The organism is Nocardia sp. NPDC003726, assembly GCF_053586955.1.
The window spans coordinates 19,025-35,554 of sequence record NZ_JBSFNF010000041.1 but is presented as its reverse complement, the minus strand read 5'-3'; the positions used below and the strand labels follow the sequence as shown (position 1 = coordinate 35,554).

The 16,530-nt window shown below is 70.0% G+C and carries 15 protein-coding genes and 1 tRNA gene; 4 read left to right on the top strand and 12 right to left on the bottom strand.

The genetic code is table 11. The features are described 5' to 3' along the window. Window positions 1-556 precede the first annotated feature (556 nt). Window positions 557-841, top strand: a complete 285-nt coding sequence (locus tag ACWDMM_RS32140; RefSeq protein WP_323124601.1) for a tyrosine-type recombinase/integrase — start codon at window positions 557-559, stop codon at window positions 839-841. Between the two features lies 1 nt (window position 842). Here ACWDMM_RS32140 and ACWDMM_RS32135 read toward each other — a convergent pair. From ACWDMM_RS32135 to ACWDMM_RS32125, 3 genes are all read right to left on the bottom strand, one after another. Beyond that, window positions 843-916 (bottom strand) — tRNA-Leu (locus tag ACWDMM_RS32135). A gap of 219 nt (window positions 917-1,135) precedes the next feature. Continuing rightward, window positions 1,136-2,053 carry a ribonuclease Z gene (locus tag ACWDMM_RS32130; RefSeq protein WP_195082504.1) on the bottom strand — a complete coding sequence of 306 codons (918 nt, stop codon included), beginning with the start codon at window positions 2,051-2,053 and terminating at the stop codon, window positions 1,136-1,138. A 38-nt stretch (window positions 2,054-2,091) separates the two neighbouring features. Continuing rightward, on the bottom strand, window positions 2,092-3,594 hold the full coding sequence (locus ACWDMM_RS32125; RefSeq protein ID WP_323124602.1) for an amino acid permease: 1,503 nt from the start codon (window positions 3,592-3,594) through the stop codon (window positions 2,092-2,094). A gap of 565 nt (window positions 3,595-4,159) precedes the next feature. On the opposite strand from ACWDMM_RS32125, the gene ACWDMM_RS32120 reads away from it, so the two are divergent. Then, window positions 4,160-4,684, top strand: coding sequence for an SRPBCC family protein (locus ACWDMM_RS32120; RefSeq protein WP_195082503.1), 525 nt, complete (start codon window positions 4,160-4,162; stop codon window positions 4,682-4,684). Window positions 4,685-4,717: 33 nt separating this feature from the next. On the opposite strand, the gene ACWDMM_RS32115 is transcribed toward ACWDMM_RS32120, so the two are convergent. From ACWDMM_RS32115 to ACWDMM_RS32075, 9 genes are all read right to left on the bottom strand, one after another. Beyond that, entirely contained in the window at window positions 4,718-5,665 is a 948-nt protein-coding gene (locus ACWDMM_RS32115; protein WP_357112192.1) for a Ppx/GppA phosphatase family protein, read from the bottom strand. Further along, window positions 5,665-6,192: a DUF501 domain-containing protein gene (locus ACWDMM_RS32110; RefSeq protein ID WP_195082501.1), complete on the bottom strand. Its 528-nt coding sequence runs from the start codon at window positions 6,190-6,192 to the stop codon at window positions 5,665-5,667. The genes ACWDMM_RS32115 and ACWDMM_RS32110 overlap by 1 nt, the downstream gene beginning before the upstream one ends. After that, a complete protein-coding gene (locus ACWDMM_RS32105) occupies window positions 6,189-6,794 on the bottom strand; it encodes an FtsB family cell division protein (protein ID WP_195082500.1) in 606 nt (201 codons plus the stop codon). Before ACWDMM_RS32105 ends, ACWDMM_RS32110 begins: the two co-directional genes overlap by 4 nt. 91 nt (window positions 6,795-6,885) lie before the next feature. After that, complete coding sequence (eno, locus tag ACWDMM_RS32100; protein WP_195082499.1) at window positions 6,886-8,172, bottom strand: phosphopyruvate hydratase; 1,287 nt, start codon at window positions 8,170-8,172, stop codon at window positions 6,886-6,888. Window positions 8,173-8,286: 114 nt separating this feature from the next. Continuing rightward, entirely contained in the window at window positions 8,287-9,012 is a 726-nt protein-coding gene (locus ACWDMM_RS32095; RefSeq protein ID WP_195082498.1) for a lytic transglycosylase domain-containing protein, read from the bottom strand. An 85-nt stretch (window positions 9,013-9,097) separates the two neighbouring features. Next, window positions 9,098-10,825: an ABC transporter ATP-binding protein gene (locus ACWDMM_RS32090; protein ID WP_449941267.1), complete on the bottom strand. Its 1,728-nt coding sequence runs from the start codon at window positions 10,823-10,825 to the stop codon at window positions 9,098-9,100. Further along, the gene (locus ACWDMM_RS32085) at window positions 10,822-11,640 is read right to left on the bottom strand and encodes an ABC transporter permease (protein ID WP_195082496.1); all 819 of its coding nucleotides are present in this window, start codon (window positions 11,638-11,640) and stop codon (window positions 10,822-10,824) included. Before ACWDMM_RS32085 ends, ACWDMM_RS32090 begins: the two co-directional genes overlap by 4 nt. After that, window positions 11,637-12,563: an ABC transporter permease gene (locus tag ACWDMM_RS32080; RefSeq protein WP_195082655.1), complete on the bottom strand. Its 927-nt coding sequence runs from the start codon at window positions 12,561-12,563 to the stop codon at window positions 11,637-11,639. Before ACWDMM_RS32080 ends, ACWDMM_RS32085 begins: the two co-directional genes overlap by 4 nt. Beyond that, window positions 12,563-14,080 carry an ABC transporter substrate-binding protein gene (locus ACWDMM_RS32075; RefSeq protein ID WP_449941264.1) on the bottom strand — a complete coding sequence of 506 codons (1,518 nt, stop codon included), beginning with the start codon at window positions 14,078-14,080 and terminating at the stop codon, window positions 12,563-12,565. The genes ACWDMM_RS32080 and ACWDMM_RS32075 overlap by 1 nt, the downstream gene beginning before the upstream one ends. Window positions 14,081-14,386: 306 nt before the next feature. On the opposite strand from ACWDMM_RS32075, the gene ACWDMM_RS32070 reads away from it, so the two are divergent. Beyond that, entirely contained in the window at window positions 14,387-15,544 is a 1,158-nt protein-coding gene (locus ACWDMM_RS32070) for a TauD/TfdA family dioxygenase (protein ID WP_449941261.1), read from the top strand. Next, window positions 15,516-16,526 carry an ornithine cyclodeaminase family protein gene (locus ACWDMM_RS32065; RefSeq protein WP_195082654.1) on the top strand — a complete coding sequence of 337 codons (1,011 nt, stop codon included), beginning with the start codon at window positions 15,516-15,518 and terminating at the stop codon, window positions 16,524-16,526. Before ACWDMM_RS32070 ends, ACWDMM_RS32065 begins: the two co-directional genes overlap by 29 nt. The last annotated feature ends 4 nt before the right edge of the window (window positions 16,527-16,530 follow it).

Sequence of the window (16,530 nt, the reverse complement as noted above, 5' to 3'; positions counted from 1 at the left end):
CAAGGCCACCCACTTCCTCGCCTTCCTCACCCTCGCTGCGGCCCTGACCTGCTACAAGAAACTCGCCAAATCAGCCACGTGAGACATGCTCTAAGGAATCTGGTGAGCATCTGGGAAGCGCGATGGTGCGACTTCCTTATTTATGTGGAACGTCAAGCGTCGACTAGGGATTTCTATAGAAAGCCGCGCTGACGATGGTATGTCGAACTGAAGCGTATTCGATATGGCCCGGCCGTCCATTGTCAATAGCATCCCGGGGCTTCGGTTTGGTTCGACGGAACCGCTGCAGTTGACCGGAAGAGAACCGGTGGCACTTCTTCGGCTGCGGGAGGTATGTCGGTACGGCTCACGTCGCGGCCAGCACTGCTTCTGTTGATCCAGAGATCGTGGAGACCGACATGAAGAACCACACCTCACAGTCGGTGCCGACTTCCTGGCGGAGTTGCTGGCCGCGATCCTGGACGGCCGCGACGGTGCTCCTGTGGTGTTCGAGAGCCGCAACGGTGGGCACCTGCGGCTGGGAGAGTTCCGTTGAGCCTTCGATCAGGCGGTAGCTATGACCGGTCTGGACGGGATGGTTCCGCACGGCCTTCGGCACACGGCGGCGTCGCTGGCGATCAGCGCGGGGGCGAACATCAAGGTCGTGCAGAAGATGTTGGGACACAAGACGGCGACGCTGACCTTGGACCTGTACGGGCATCTGTTCGATGACGACCTGGACCCGGTCGCGGACGCAATGAACCGGGGCGCGCTGGCCGCTGCTGCGGACTCACTGCGGACTGAGGGCGCGGACGCCGTCGCACCGGAAGCCGGGAAACAGGATCTACCTGCGGTTTCGTAGGTGCCCCCAGTCGGACTCGAACCGACACTTGGCGGATTTTAAGTCCGCTGCCTCTGCCAATTGGGCTATAGGGGCGTCCGGGACAGCGTACCGAGTCGTACGGCTGTACCGGAATTCCGACAATTCGCCGGGGTGGCGGGGCGTCGGCCGTGGGCGGGTGCCGAGGGTGCGGTCGGGTGACCGGCGCCGGTGGCGGTTGTTCGTGGCCCGGGGGTGGCAGGCGTCCCAGAGAACTAGATCGTCGGCGGCGGGCTGGTGTTAGCGTCCGCGCGTGTTCTCGGCGTGGCGGATCTGTCAGCGCCGGGGCGGCACGGGGATTCGGGCGAGGTCGGTGGCGATGTGGATCTCGCCGGTGAAGTACTTCGCCGCTTCGGCCATGTGCTCGTCGAGGTCGCGGTAGCGCTGGGAGAAGTGGGTGAGCACCAGGGTCCGCACGCCCGCGTCGGCGGCCACCCGCGCGGCTTGGCCCGCGGTGAGGTGGCCGTATTCGACGGCGAGGTGTTCGTCGGCGTCCAGGAAGGTGGCCTCGATGACGAGCATGTCGACATCGGCGGCGAGCTCCGCGATGCCGGGGCACAGCCGGGTGTCCATCACGAAGGCGAAACTCTGACCGGATCGCGGTTCGCTGATCTCGGCCAAAGTGATCGTCCGCCCCTCGAACTCGACGCTGCCGCGCTGTTGCAGTTCGGAGATGACCGGGCCGCGCAGCCCGAGGGCGCGCAGCCGGTCCGGCAGGATGCGGCGGCCGGGCGGCTCGCTGAGCCGATAGCCGAAAGCCTCCACCGGATGCGAGAGCGCGACCGCCGTCACCGTGAACGGCGCCTCGGGCAGGTCCACGGGGCCTGGTCCGAATATCGGACGGGGGCGCAGCTCGGCGCGGTGATAGTAGGACGTCGCGTTGACCAGACGCTCGTAGTACGCCGCGCCGGACGCCGGGAAGCAGACGTCCACCGGATGCGGCACCCGGTCGAGGTTGATCCGCTGCACCACTCCGGCCAGCCCGAGACTGTGGTCGCCGTGGAAATGGGTGATGGCGATCCGGGTGAGCCCGGTGACGGTCACTCCGGCATAGGTCATCTGCCGTTGCGTGCCCTCACCGGGATCGAACAGGATCGCCTCGTCGTCCCACCTGAGCAGGTACCCGTTGTGGTTTCGCTGTTTCGTCGGCACCTGACTAGCGGTCCCGAGAACAACCAACTCACGCTGCGACACGGCGTCAGGCTATCCGCAGCCGAACTCCGGCCGCGCGACTAGGTGGCGGAAGCCTTCCGGAGCACGGAGTTGCGCCGCGAGTAGGCGAAGTAGACGACGAACCCGATCAGCATCCACACCAGGAACCGCAGCCAGGTCTCCACCGAGAGATTCAGCATCAGCCACAGGCACGACAGCACCGCAAGGACGGGGATCACCGGCACGAGGGGCACCCGGAATCCGCGCGGCAGGTCAGGGCGGGTGCGCCGCAGGATCAGCACGCCCACCGACACCAGCACGAACGCGAACAGCGTGCCGATGTTGACCATCTCCTCCAGCGTGCCGAAGTCCACGAAGCCGGCCAGCAGCGCGCACGCGACGCCGACGATGGCGGTGACCCGCACCGGCGTGCCGTTCTTGCCGGTGTGCGCGAGCTTGCGCGGCATCAGCCCGTCGCGCGACATCGCGAACAGCACCCGGGTCTGCCCGAGGTACATCACCATGACCACCGTGGTGAGCCCGGCGAGGGCGCCGATCGAGATGATGTTCTTCGCCCAGGTCACCCCGTGGATGCCGAACGCCGTGGCCAGCGTCGCGTCGTTACCCGACAACTCGGTGTAGGGCACCATGCCGGTGAGCACCAGCGACACCGCCACGTACAGGACCGTCACGATGAGCAGCGAGCCGAGGATGCCGCGCGGCACCGCCTTCTGCGGATTGCGGGTCTCCTCCGCCGTCGTGGCGACCACGTCGAAGCCGATGAACGCGAAGAACACCAGGCTGGCGGCGGCGAGCAGGCCGTACCAGCCGAAGTTGCTGGCCCCGGCGCCGGTCAGGAAGGAGAACAGCGACTGCCGCAGCCCTTCACCCCGCTCACCGGGCTGCGACGGCGGGATGTAGGGCGTGAGGTTCGAGGACTTGAAATAGGTGAGGCCGACGACCAGCACCAGCGCGATCACACCCAGCTTGATCGCGACGGCCACCGCCGACACCCGCGAGGACACCTTGGTGCCGGTCGCGAGCAGCACGCCGAGCACCGTGATCAGCAGCACCGCGCCCCAGTCGAAGGTCACCGGGCCGAGATGCGCGATCGGGGAGGTGCCGATCACCTCGCCGAGGTACTGCGACCAGCCCTTCGCCACGACGGCGGCGGCGAGCGCGAACTCCAGGATCAGGTCCCAGCCGATGATCCAGGCGACGAGTTCGCCGAAGGTGGCGTAGGAGTAGGTGTAGGCGCTGCCAGCCACCGGCACGGTGGAGGCGAACTCGGCGTAGCACAGCGCGGTCAGCCCGCAGGCGATGGCGGCGAACACGAAGGCGAGCGAGACGGACGGACCCGCGACATTGCCCGCGGTGCGCGCGGTGAGGGTGAAGATGCCCGCGCCGACCACGACGGCCACGCCGAAGATGGTGAGATCCCAGGCGGTCAGGTCCTTGCGTAGTTTCGAGTCGGGTTCGTCGGTGTCGCGGATCGACTGTTCGATGGACTTGGTGCGGAACAGACCGCCCCATCGAGACGAGACATCACCCGCCGAATCGGCTCGTGGCCCGGGGTTGGTCACGCGTTCTCCTTAATCCTTGCTGCTTGCTTGTGTTCTGTACCCACACGGCGAGTGGATGCACGCCGGCCGTGAATTCGCGGAGCCATGGCGCGATGGCGGCGACGATCAGCCCCCGCACACGCCACGGCCGTCTCGGTGATACCGAAGTACGCGAACTCGTGACCTGGGTCATAGAACCGAGCCAAACTACCCGACATCGATGTGCCGAGACCATCCGAGAAAAAATACAGTGCCGTCAACACCGCGCAACCACGGCCGCCGCATTCTGAGCAAACGGTCGGCGACCCAGCCGCCCAGCACGGAGCACAGGCCGCCGCAGGCGCCGATGGCCGTGTCCTCGGCCAAGCCCGCACCGCCCTCGGTCGCCTAGTAGTAGACGAAGCGTCCGAGGCGATGTTTCCGGTTCGACCATGCTCAGAAGATCGCATCTCGGACGACGCCGGGGACGATTCGTTTGTTCTGTTCACGCGCGACGGCGAATCAGATCCCGAGACGTGGTTTGCCCACCCCACCACCGGGCACCCCGCAATCGACAGGCAAACCGCACCCAGAAAGCGTTGAGCTGATGGTCCACGTGGAAATCACCGTGCCGACGACACCGGAACAAGTCTTCGACGTCTTGGCCGACGGATGGCTGTTCGCCGCCTGGGTGGTCGGCGCGACGCACATCCGCGACGTCGACGAAGCGTGGCCGGGCCCGGGCTCCGTGCTGCACTACAGCGCGGGCGTGTGGCCGTTCACCGTCAACGACACCACGCGGGTCGTTTCGGCCGAACCGCCGCACATGCTGGAGCTGGAGGCCAAGCTCTCGCCGCTCGGCGCCGCGTGGATCCGGCTGGAGCTGGTGGAAACCGTGCCGGGCGAAACGCAGATCCGGATGTACGAACACTCCGAACGCGGGTTGGGCACCTTGGTGCCCAACGTGCTGCAGGAACTGCTTCTGGTGCCGCGCAACATGGAATCGCTGTCCCGGCTCGCCGATATCGCCGTCGGCAAGGCGCGCCGAGGGAGGGGCATCGGCATCGGAGACCGCCCTGGAGCCGACGCGCACGCCGAAGTGAAGCTCAACGGCCACGTCCCGCAGAACTGACCGGGCCGGTATCCGTCCAGCGACCGGGCCGGTTCAGGCGATCGACAGCGCGATGCCGTCGAGAATGTCGTGCTCGCTGACGACCAGCTCGGAAATGCCCGCCCGCCGGGACAACTCCTCGGCGAGCACTTCGGTGATGATCGCGCCGCCGCCGATCACGTCCACCCGGCCGGGATGCATCGGACCCAGCGCGGCGCGCTGATCGTGATCCATGGCGATCAGCCGATCGCAGACCTGGTGCACCTGCTCGGAAGTCAATCGGGTGAGATGCACGCGCTGCGAATCGTATTCGGGAAGGTCGAGCGCGACCGCGGCGAGCGTGGTCATCGTGCCCGCCACGCCGACCCAGGTGTGCGCCCCTTCCACCGGCACGTGCGTGAACGCTTCGGCCAACCGCTCGGTGGCGAAGGCGCGGGCGGAGGCGATCTCCTCGGCGGTCGGCGGGTTGCCCGCCAGGCACCGTTCGGTGATCCGCACACAGCCGATATCGGCGGAGAACGCGGCCCGCACCCCCTCGCTGTCCCCGAACACCAGCTCGGTGGAACCGCCGCCCAGATCGACCACGACGAAAGGACCTGCGGCGCTGGACAATTCGCCGATGGCGCCGGCGAACGACAGGCGCGCCTCCTCGTCGCCGGTGATCACCTCGGCTTCCGCGCCCTCGACCACGGCGCCGAGTTCGGCGCGGGCCATGGCGAAGAAGTCCTCCCGGTTGGCGGCGTCCCTGGTGGCGGACGTGGCCACCATTCGCACCCGGCCGACCCCCGCTTCGCGCATCAGCGCCGCGTAGTCGGCCAAGGCGGCGCGGGTGCGTTCGATCGCCTCCGGCGCCAGCGAGCCGGTCGCGTCGACGCCCTGACCGAGACGGACGATGCGCATCTCGCGGTGCACGTCGGCCAGGCGTCCGTCACCGCGCACGTCGGCGATCAGCAGGCGGATGGAGTTCGTGCCGCAATCGACGGCGGCTACCCGGTCACTCATCACTGTGCTCCAGTCTCTCGAGTCGGCCGGGACGCGGGCCAGTCGGCCGGGATCGCGGTGCCGCGCAGGCCGTGCTCGGCGGCCAGCGCCACGGCCTCGTCGCCGAGCGGATTCACGCCCGGGCCCTTGGCCAGTGCGTGGGCGATCAGCACGTGCAGGCACTTGACCCGCTCCGGCATCCCGCCGCCGGTGAAATCGGTGCCCAGCGATTCGATTTCGTCGCGTTCGGCCAGATAGCTCTCGTGCGCGGCGCGGTAGGCGGCGGCCAGCTCCTGATCGACGGCGAGCCGCTCGGTCATCTCCCGCATCACACCGGCGGATTCCTGCCTGCTCGCCTCCGCGGTGAGACGGGGATCGGTGAGGTAGTAGAGGGTCGGGAAGGGGGTGCCGTCCGGCAACCTGGGCGCGGTCTTCACAACGGCCGGGATCCCGTCCGGGGTGCGGTAGGCGATGGCGAGCACGCCGCGCGGCTCGCGGCCCAGCTGCTCGGCGATGATCGCGAGATCCTGGTCGGTGGGTGCGGTCACCTATGTCCTTCCGGTGCTTGCGGGAGTGGCGCGGCGGCCTCCGGCGTCGGCTGCGGCTCGGCGATGCTGCGCCACAATTCGGTGTACCAGGGCTCGGGTTGCCTGGCTCTGGTGGGAGCGGGCGGCGGCGCGGGCGCCTCGATGCCGGGCACCTGCACGATGTACGGCGTCTCGCCGGGCATCACCAGGCGCAGGCGGTCGCGCGCCTCGCTGCGGATGTAGGCCGGATCCTGCTGCTGGGCACGACGATCGCGCAACCGGGCCAGATCCGTCTCGAGCTCTTCGCGCTGCTGCGCCAGCTGCGCGGCCTCCGCGCGCTGGGTGAAATACGTGCGCATCGGCACGGCGAGGGTGAGCGCGAGCCCGCACACCACCATCGCCAGGATCACCGCCTTGCCGGTGGAGAGCCCGAGGAACGTGTGCTCGTGCCGGTCACCGGCCGGACCGGAGGCGTGCTTGCGCGGCTTCGGCTTCTCCGCCGACTCCGATCGCCTGCGACCGCGCTTGGCGGCGGCATCGGCCGGGCGCGATCCGGCGGCACGCGACGTGCGGCGGTCCCCGCGTCCGGCCGGACTGGTCCCACGCGCACGTCGCTCCGTCATCTCACGCCTCGGTCTCTACTTCGCGGCAGTCCCGGCGTTCCGCGTGAGCACGCACGCTACCTCCTCCGGGACCCTTCGCTCGTGCCGCAGCTCAGCCTTCGAACGCGAAGCGGGGAAAAGCGACTTCTCCCGCGTAGCGCGCCGAATCGCCGAGCGCGTCCTCGATGCGCAGCAGCTGGTTGTACTTGGCGACCCGCTCGCTGCGCGCGGGGGCGCCGGTCTTGATCTGGCCGCTGCCCACCGCGACCGCGAGATCGGCGATGGTGGTGTCCTCGGTCTCGCCGGACCGGTGCGACATCATCGTCTTGTAGCCGTTGCGGTGCGCCAGCTCCACCGCGTCCAGGGTCTCGGTGAGCGTGCCGATCTGGTTCACCTTGACCAGCAGCGCGTTGGCGGCGCCCTTGGCGATGCCCTCTTCCAGGCGCTCCGGGTTGGTGACGAACAGGTCGTCGCCGACGAGCTGGATCTTGTCGCCGATCTGGTCGGTCAGGCTCACCCAGCCGTCCCAGTCGTCCTCCGACAGCGGGTCCTCGATGGACACCAGCGGGTAGGCGCCGATCAGTTCGGCGTAGAACTGCGCCATCTCCTCGGCCGAGCGCACCACGCCCTCGAACTTGTAGCCGCTGCCGGTGGTGTAGAACTCGGTGGCCGCCACGTCCAGCGCCAGCGCCACGTCGCTGCCCAGCTTCAGGCCGGTCTTGTCGATGGCCTCGCTGATCAGGTCCAGCGCCGCCTTGGTGCCGGCCACGTCGGGCGCGAAACCGCCTTCGTCACCGAGACCGGTGGCCAGGCCCTTGGCCTTGAGCACCGACTTCAGCGCGTGGTAGACCTCGGCGCCCCAGCGCAGCGACTCCTTGAAGGTGGGCGCTCCGATCGGGGCGACCATGAATTCCTGCACGTCGACGCCGGTGTCGGCGTGCGCGCCGCCGTTGAGGATGTTCATCATCGGGACCGGCAGCACGTGCGCGTTCGGACCGCCGAGATAGCGGAACAGCTCCAGGCCGGAGGACTCGGCGGCGGCGCGGGCCACGGCCAGCGAGACGCCGAGCAGGGCGTTGGCGCCGAGGCGGGACTTGTCCTGGGTGCCGTCCAGGTCGAGCAGCACCTGGTCGACGGTGCGCTGCTCCACGGCGTCGAGGCCGATGACGGCGGGCGCGATCTCGTCGAGCACGCCTTCGACCGCCTTGCGCACGCCCTTGCCGCCGTAGCGCTCGCCGCCGTCACGCAGTTCGACGGCCTCGTGCTCGCCGGTGGACGCGCCGGAGGGCACGGCCGCCCGGGTCAGGGTGCCGTCGTCGAGAGCGATCTCGACCTCGACGGTGGGGTTACCGCGGGAATCCAGGATCTCGCGAGCTCCGACCTGTTCGATGATGGCCACGAAAACGACACTCCTTCGGCTGCTGACACGGTAGGTCTCACGGGATGGGCCGTGCGCTGCGAGCCTATCGTCCCGTCAGCGCGGCGGGTAACCGGCACTCCGGGGACCGAGGCATCACACGCGGCGGCCGATGCTGTAGGTCGCGGCCCGGTCGCGCACCGTCAGCAGGTAGCTGTGCGACTGGTTGTAGGTGAGCAGCGCCCGCTGCCAGCCGTGCTCGGAGGTGAGGTCGCCGCCGCTGGCGCACAGGTACCTGGCGGCGGTGAGCGCGGCGTCGTCGATGTTCTGCGGGTCCGCGACGCCGTCTCCGTTGGCGTCGACGCCCCAGCGCTTCCAGGTCTCCGGGATGAATTGGAGCGGGCCGACGGCGCGATCGTGCACCGGGTCGCCGTCGAGCGCGCCGCCGTCGGTGTCATCGACCCGGGCGACGCCGGGTGAGCCGTCCAGCGGGACGCCGATGATCGGCGGGCGGACCGAGCCGTCCTCGCCGACCCGTGCGCCGCGGTGGGTGCCGTGCTTGCTCTCCACGCTCGCGATGCCCGCCAGCGTCGTCCACGCGATGCCGCAGTCGGGGCGAGCCCTGGTCATCACGGCCGCCGCGTAGCCGTAGGCCTCCAGCGCGATCGGCGGGATGCCGAGCCGGTCGGCCTGCTCGTCGGCCCAGCCGTGCAACTGGACGGCCGTGCGGCCGGGAGCGTCCAGGTCGATCACGGGCAGCGGGGTGCCCGGTCCGGGCGGGATGCCCTCCGGGATCGGGGTGCGGTCGCCCCCGCAACCGGCGAGCCCGAGAAACACCAGGACGGCGGCGCAGACGCCGGTCTTTCGCAACACACCTTCCATGATCCAGATGACGGCGCGTGCCCGGGCCGAGCCGGTGACGGAGTCCACTGCGTGTCGGGGGCTGGCATGACCCGCCTGCGGCTGGTCAGACGAGCAGTCGGCTGGTCGCGTTGTGCGCGGGCGCCGCGAGAACCGTTGCGGTATGCCCGGATTCGACGATGCGCCCGTGGTCCAGAACCAGCAGCTTGTGACAGTATTCGGCGACCAGCGCCAGGTCGTGGGTGATGACCAGCAGGGCGGTGCCGCGTTCGATCCGGATCCGGTCCAGCAGCGCCATGATCGCCGCCGCGGTGGTGTGGTCCAGCGCCGAGGTGATCTCGTCGCACAGCAGCACGGCGGGTTCGGCGGCGAGCGCGCGGGCCAGCGCGACCCGCTGGCGCTGTCCGCCGGACAACTCGTGCGGATAGCGGGCGGCCAGATCAGCGGTCAGCTCGACGGCGGCGAGGAGTTCCGCGATCCGCCGCGGAAGGTCCCGGCGTGCGACGCGCCCGATCCGCCGCAGGGGGCGGCCGAGCGTTTGCGCCACGGTGCGGCGCGGGTTGAGCGCGGACCGGGGATTCTGGGTGACCAGTTGAATACCGCCCGCGCCGCGCGGGATGCGCCGGTTCGCGCCGACGGCGATCGGCTCGCCACGCAGCTCGAGCGATCCGGTCGCCGAGTGGTGCAGCCCCGCGATCACGCGCGCCAAGGTGGTCTTGCCCGCGCCCGACGCACCCACCACCGCGAGCGCCGAGCCCGCCGCGAGCGCGAGGTCGATGTCGGCGAGCACCTGGTGTCCGTCGATCGAGGCGGCGATTCCCTCGGCCCGCAGCACGATGTCCCGGGGCCGGTCGTCCGCAGGCTTGTGCCCGTTGCGCGCTCGCGCCGCCGCGGGCTCGTCCCGGTCAGTGGACGCCGGACCGTGGCCCGACACGGCACGCGCACCTGCGAATCCGTTCCGCGCCGAACCGATACCGAAGCGGTGCTCCTCGGAATCTCCCGGTTCCTCGCCCGAATCGGCGAACGCCGTGCCGCCGGACGCGACCGGCGAACGCACTGCCGCGCCGAGGGTTCGGTCCGGCTGACCACTCACCCGAACCGGATGCGAGGTCTCCGGGCGGACGGCACCGAGTTCGACGATGTCATCGGCGATGGAATGCACCAGCGCGGTGTCGTGCCCGGACAGCAGGATCGCCGCCGATCGTTCGCGGGCGAGCGCAGCGAGTTGTCCGGCGATGTCGGTGCGCAGCGCCCCGTGCAGCCCGGCGAGCGGTTCGTCGAGCACCAGCACGCCGGTGCGGCGGATCAGCGCCCTGGCCAGGGCGACACGCCGCTGCTGGCCGCCGGAGAGCTCGCCGGGGCGGCGGCGCAGGTATTCCGGCGACAGGCCGACCAGCGCGAGCGTGTCGGTCAGCGTGGCATCGGACGCGTCCGGCGCGACTTCGCGCAGCAGGGCGCGCACGCGCAGCAGCGGGTTCAGCGCCGAGCCGGGGTCCTGCCCGACGTAGGCGATGTTCCTGCGCCGGAACCGGTGCAGCGCGCAGCGATCCAGCGTGAGCACATCATGTCCGGCGACCGAGGCCGTTCCCGTCGCACGCGCCGCGGCCGACGGCAGCTGTCCGAGCAGCGCGCGCATCACGGTGGTCTTGCCCGACCCGGACGGACCGGTGAGCGCGGTGACCGTGCCCGCCGGTATCCGGAAGGTCGCGGGACCGGCCAATTCGCGCCCGTCCGGACCGAGCACGGTCAAGCCGTCGACCGCGACGAGATCGGCCCGGACCTTTCCGTCCGCTTCGGCCGTCCGGCGCGCGCTCGTGGTGACGTTCGCGTTCATTCCCGCTCCCCTCCGCCGAATGCCGACACCGCCAGGTTCACGCTCACCGCGACGATCGCGATGGCCAGGCTCGGGGCGAGCACGGCCAAAGGGTTGAGCAGCATGCCGGAGGCGTTCTCGCGCACCATGACCGCCCAGTTGCTCGCACCGAGCGTGGTGGGCAGTTGCAGGAACGACGCCGTGCTCACCAGATAGACCGCCGCGACGAAACGCAACCCGAGCTGAGTCGTCGAGACCGCGCGCAGGTTCGGGATCACTTCGCGCAACACCAAGTGCGCGAGCGACTCACCGGCGGCCCGCGCGCTCTCCACGTATCCGGAGGCCGCGACCCCGGCGGCGGCGGCCGTGAAGATCCTGGCGCAATAAGGGACGCCGAACAGCAGCGCGAGAACGATCAGCCCCATGGGGCCCGCGTCCGGCCACGAGGTCAGCACGAGCAGGATGCCCAGCACCGCGGGCAGCAGGATGAACAGGTCGGTGCCGAGTTCGATCCACTCGCCGATCCGCGGGCGCAGCGCCGCCACCGCGCCGAGGACACACGACGAGCCGGTCACCAGCACCGCGATGATCGCGGCCACCAGCAGCAATCCCCAGCCGCCGTAGAGCAATTGGCTGAGCACGTCGCGGCCGAGGCGGTCGGTGCCCAGCGGCGCGCCGGCGCCGGGGTCGCCGAACGGGATGCCGATCGCTTCCTCCGCCGGGTGCGGCGCCAGCGACGGCCCGAGCGCCGCCAGCAGCGTGACCAGCAGGGCGGGCGCGACGGCCAGACGGCCGAGCCGTCGCACCGGCCGGGCGGCCGCGGCGGAGACCTTCATCGCCGCCCCCGTAACGACCAGGCGCGGATGCCGTCGGCGACGGCGAGCACGACCATGATCGACACTCCGGACAACGCCACCACCGCGGCGACCACCGAGGTGTCGCGATCGGCCACCGAACCGGCCAGGACCGCGCCGAGACCGGGATAGTTGAACACGGTCTCCACCACGAGGGCACCGCCGAGCAGCATCCCGACCGTGGTGGCGAAGCTGGCGACGATCGTCGGCAACGCGAACGGCAGCACGTGCCGCGCCAGCACGGCCCGGCCCGCAACACCGTCCAGCACGGCGCTTTCCACGTGGGGAGCGAGCGCGGCGTCGGAGAGGGCGGCGCGCACCACCCTGGTGTTCCACCCGATCTGGGGCAGCGCCAGCGCGAGCACCGGCAGCACCAGCATCTCCGGACCGGCCGGCATCCCCGACCGGCCGGTGACGGTGACCGCGGGCAGCCAGCCCAGCGCCAGCGCGAACACCAGGATCAGCACCGTGGCGATCACGAACTCGGGTACGGCCACCGCGGTGGTCGTCGCCGGCTGGAGCACGCGCGCGGCCACGCTGCCAGGCCGCGTCGCCCACCACGCGCCGAGTGCGAGCGACGCGAGCACGGTCACCGCGAGGGCGAGGCCACCGAGCAGCAGCGTCGGCGGGAATTTGTCGGCGAGCAGGTCGTTCACCGGCCTGCCGCGTGCGGTGCGCCCGAAATCGCCGGTGACCACGCCCGATATCCAGTTCCAGAACCGCACCCACAGCGGCCGGTCCAGTCCGAGTTCGCGTTCCTTGGCCGCGATCTGCTCCGGGGTGGCCTCCCGGCCGAGGACCGCGCGGGCGGAGTCGCCCGGCAGCAGGTCCACGGCGACGAAGACGCAGGCCAGCAGCGTCACCAGCAGGATGACGCGCCGCAGCAGCAATCGCGCGAAGAACATCACCCGGCCAGCCAGGCCTTTTCCAGCTGGACGCGGGCGAAGCCGCCGAGCGTGGGCAGGTCGCGCACCCGGGAGGCGGCGATGTCGACGCCGTCGGCCATGCCCCAGACCAGGTAGCCGCCGCGCTCGTACTGGATGCGCTGCAACTCCTGAGCGGCCTGCCGGTACTCCGCGTCGGTGTGCGCGGCGAGGGCTTTCGCGGTCGCGGCGTCGAATGCCGCGTCTTTGAAGTTCGTTTCGTTGCGGTTCGATCCGCTCGACAGCAATTTGCTCGCGAAGAAGAGCGTGGAATCGTTGGTGCCCCACGAGATGGTGTACAGCGGCGCCTTCAGCCAGGTCTGGTCGTAGAAGGCGTTCGGCTCCTGGGTGACCACGTCGAGCCGGATGCCGATCTCGGCGAGCTGGGTGGCGATCACCTTCGCCGATTCCACTTCACCGGGCGCCTCCGCCTTGGTGACGATCGGGTAGCTGCGCCCGGTGTCGAAATTCGCCTCGCGCAACAGCGCTTTCGCCCGTTCGACGTCGCGGGTGCGCTGGGCGAGCGAGGTGTCGTAGAGCGGATCGGCCGTGCCGAGAACATCGTTGGCCACCGTCCCGTATCCGGAATGCACCTGGTTGACCAAGGCTTTGCGGTCGACGCCCAGCCGGACGGCGGTGCGGACCCGCACGTCGGCGAACGGACCGTCGGAGGTGCGCATGGCGACGCCGACCACGGTGTCGTTCGAGCGCCGCACGACCGTCAGGTCACCACGTCCCTCGGCGGTGCGGCCCGCGATCGCGCCGACGTTGGAGGCCAGGTCGATCTGCCCGCCGAGCACCGCGTTGCCCAGCGCGGTCACGCTTTCGAACATGGTGACCTCGATGGCGTCCAGCAGCGGCGGGCCGCCGTGCCACTGCTCGTTGCGCACCAGCCTGGCGTTGCCGCCCTGATAGGACTCCAACCGGAACGGCCCGGTGCCGATGGCCCTGGTGAAGTCGGTGGTGTCCTTCTTCACCGTGAACGTCATCAACCGGACCAGCAGCGGCAGCTGGGTATTCGGTTCCGGCACGGCCAGCACCACTCGATTCGGCCCGTCGGCGGTGATGTCCTCCACGGCCACGGGCATCTTCGACGCGCCGCCGACCGTGCGCAGCCTGCGCAGCGACCACACCACGTCCTCGGAGGTCACCGGGCTTCCGTCGTGGAAGGTCGCGTTCTCGGCCAGGGTGAAGCTCCAGCGCCGCCGGTCCGCGTCCGGCTCCCACCGGGCGGCCAAGCGCGGCAGGACATTCGGGTTGCCGCCCGGCACGGTGAGGGCGTCGTAGACCAGAGAGGTGACGAGGAAGTCGCTGTCGTTGCTGAGGTTGGCGTGCGGGTCGCGTTCGATGCGCGCGGCGGTGCCGAGCGCGCCGACCCGCAGGGTGCCGCCACGCCGCGCCGGTCCGGACGTGTCGGCGTCATCGGAACAGGCGGCCGCCAGCAGCACCGCCCCCACCCCGAGACTCGACCGCAGCAGGTCCCGTCGATTCAAAACCATTGTGCTGTCCCTCTTCCTGACCGAACCCGCGGCGGTACCGCGCACAGCGCTTCGATCAGGACAGGCTAGCCTAATGCGTTGCGCGACTCACCGATACCGGCATCAAAACGGCAGCGCTAGGGCGCATCTCCCGCAAACCTCGGCTCGGGCGAGCCGAGCCCACCACCCCCGAGCCGAAGTTATACGATTTGGCTATTTTTTCCCCGACTCGCTTAGGTAAGCCTTGCTTCACTACGTGCGAAGGGCTACCTTCCCATACTAATCGTGAACCCTGCTTTTCCCACCGATGCGAAGAAGGGAAGCCCGGTGAAAAGCGTTCTCTCCGAACGTAAGACGCTTCACCCCCAAGATCTCGAACGACGTGAGCTCTCCCCGGAGGCGGGCCGTGCGGTGCGCGCTCTGGCCAGAGAGATCTCCGCCACACTCGATCTCGCGCTCACCGATCCGGCCGCCGCCGCCCGGACCCTCACGGACCCGGCGCTCATCGAACGGATCGATGCCGGCGCCGCGCGTCTGCCCGACGAGGTCCGTCACGCCATGCGCCCGCCCGCCACCGCCGCGGGCGCCGCCGTCGTCGGCCGTCTTCCACTGGCCGACAACGAGTTCGGCCCGACACCGCCGAACTGGCGGGAGGCGGCGCGCTGGAGCGGCGATCCGCGGCGGCGCGCGCATTCGTTCGAACTCGACCTGGTGATGCTGCTGCTGGCGCGCAGTGCGGGCGAGCCGTTCGGCTGGCAGGGCCAGCAGGACGGGCGATTGGTCAACAACATCGTGCCCGCGGCCGGTCACGAGCACGAGCAGTCCGGGGCCAGCAGCAAAGTGCTGCTGAGCCCGCACACCGAGGACGCCTTCCATCCGCGGCGGGCCAACCTGCTGATGCTCGGTTGCCTGCGCAACCCGGATCTGGTCGGCACCACCGTGTCGTCGGTGCGCCGGATCGAGCTGTCCACCGCCCAGCGCGAACTGCTCAGCACTCCCACACTGCCGATCCTGCCGGACGTCTCCTACGGCGACGGCCACGAATTCCACACGGCCACATCGGTTCCGACGCTGTGGAGCGCCGCAGGCCCCGAGCAGCAGACCCTGCGCTACGACCCGGCGTACACCCCGCTCGCCGACGCCGACCCGGAGTTCCGCGCGGCCTACGAACACCTCGCCGCCGAACTCGAACGCGTCTGCGTGACCGCCGCCCTGTCCCCCGGCGAGCTGTTGCTCGTGGACAACGACGTCGCCGTGCACGGCCGGGTGCCGTTCACCGCGCGATACGACGGCACCGACCGGTGGCTCAAGCGAGTGAACATCCGGCTTCCCGAACGGCGGCGGCGCGCCGAGGAAGCCGACGAGAATGGCTACGGGCAACAAACCGTAGCCCCGTTCCGAGCGGCGGTCACCCCGCCGGTCGAGAGCGGCACTCAGGAGCGGGATGCAGTACGACATGATCGAGGACCCCTTGAGCACGCGTGACCGAAGCACACCCCTGCGGGTGTTGAGCCGCAGCGACCTCGCCGACGTGCCGATCACACCGGCCGCGGTGGTGCGCGCGGTGGAAGAGGCGTATCTGGCGCTGGCGGCAGGCGATTCGGACAACCCGCGCAAGCTCAGCGTCGCGAACCCGGACGGCTGGTCGGTCGCCTACGCCATGCTCGGCCGGGACGGCCGCAGGCGCGTGGTGGCGATGAAGACCTCCTACAAGTTCGACCCCGGCCACGATCGCAGCACGAAGCGGTACTACACCACCATCACGCTCTACGACGACAGCACCGGCGCGCCGATCGCGATGATGGACTGCGCGCGGGTCGGCGCGCTGCGCACGCCCGCGGTGTCGGCCCTGCTGGTGCGCGAGACGATCCGGCGCGGCGCGCAGAGCGTGCTGCTGATCGGCACCGGCACCCAGGGGCGCAACGCCCTGCCGCACCTGCTCGCGGCGAACCCGCAGCTGCGCAAGCTGATGGTCTACGGAACGCACCCCGAGGGCTTGGCGGCCGTGCACCGCGGGCTCGCCGAACACCATCCGCACGCGCTGCTCGAGACCGTCACCGATCCACGCGCCGCGGCGGCCACCGCCGATGTCGTGCTCGCGACGGCGGGCCCGGGGACCGAGGTTGCGCTCGAATCCGACGATCTGGCAGCGGGTTCGGTGGCCGTGCTGGTCGGCTACGGGCTCGCGCCGTCGACGCTGATCGACGCCGACCGCGTGATCGCGACCAGCGCCGAGCAGATGGCGCTGACCGGCACCGACATGGCCGGACCCGACGGCACGCTGCGCACGGTCGACGCCGAGCTGCCGCAGATCCTGAATCGCCGCGCGGTCGCGCGCCGCTCCGACGACGAGCGCATTTTCGTCTACAACAGCGGGCTGGTGCTGACCGACATCGCGGTGGCCCACGCGCTGGCGGAGCGGGCGATCGCGGAAGGCCGTGGCACGGAGGTGCCGCTGTGGGACTAGAACA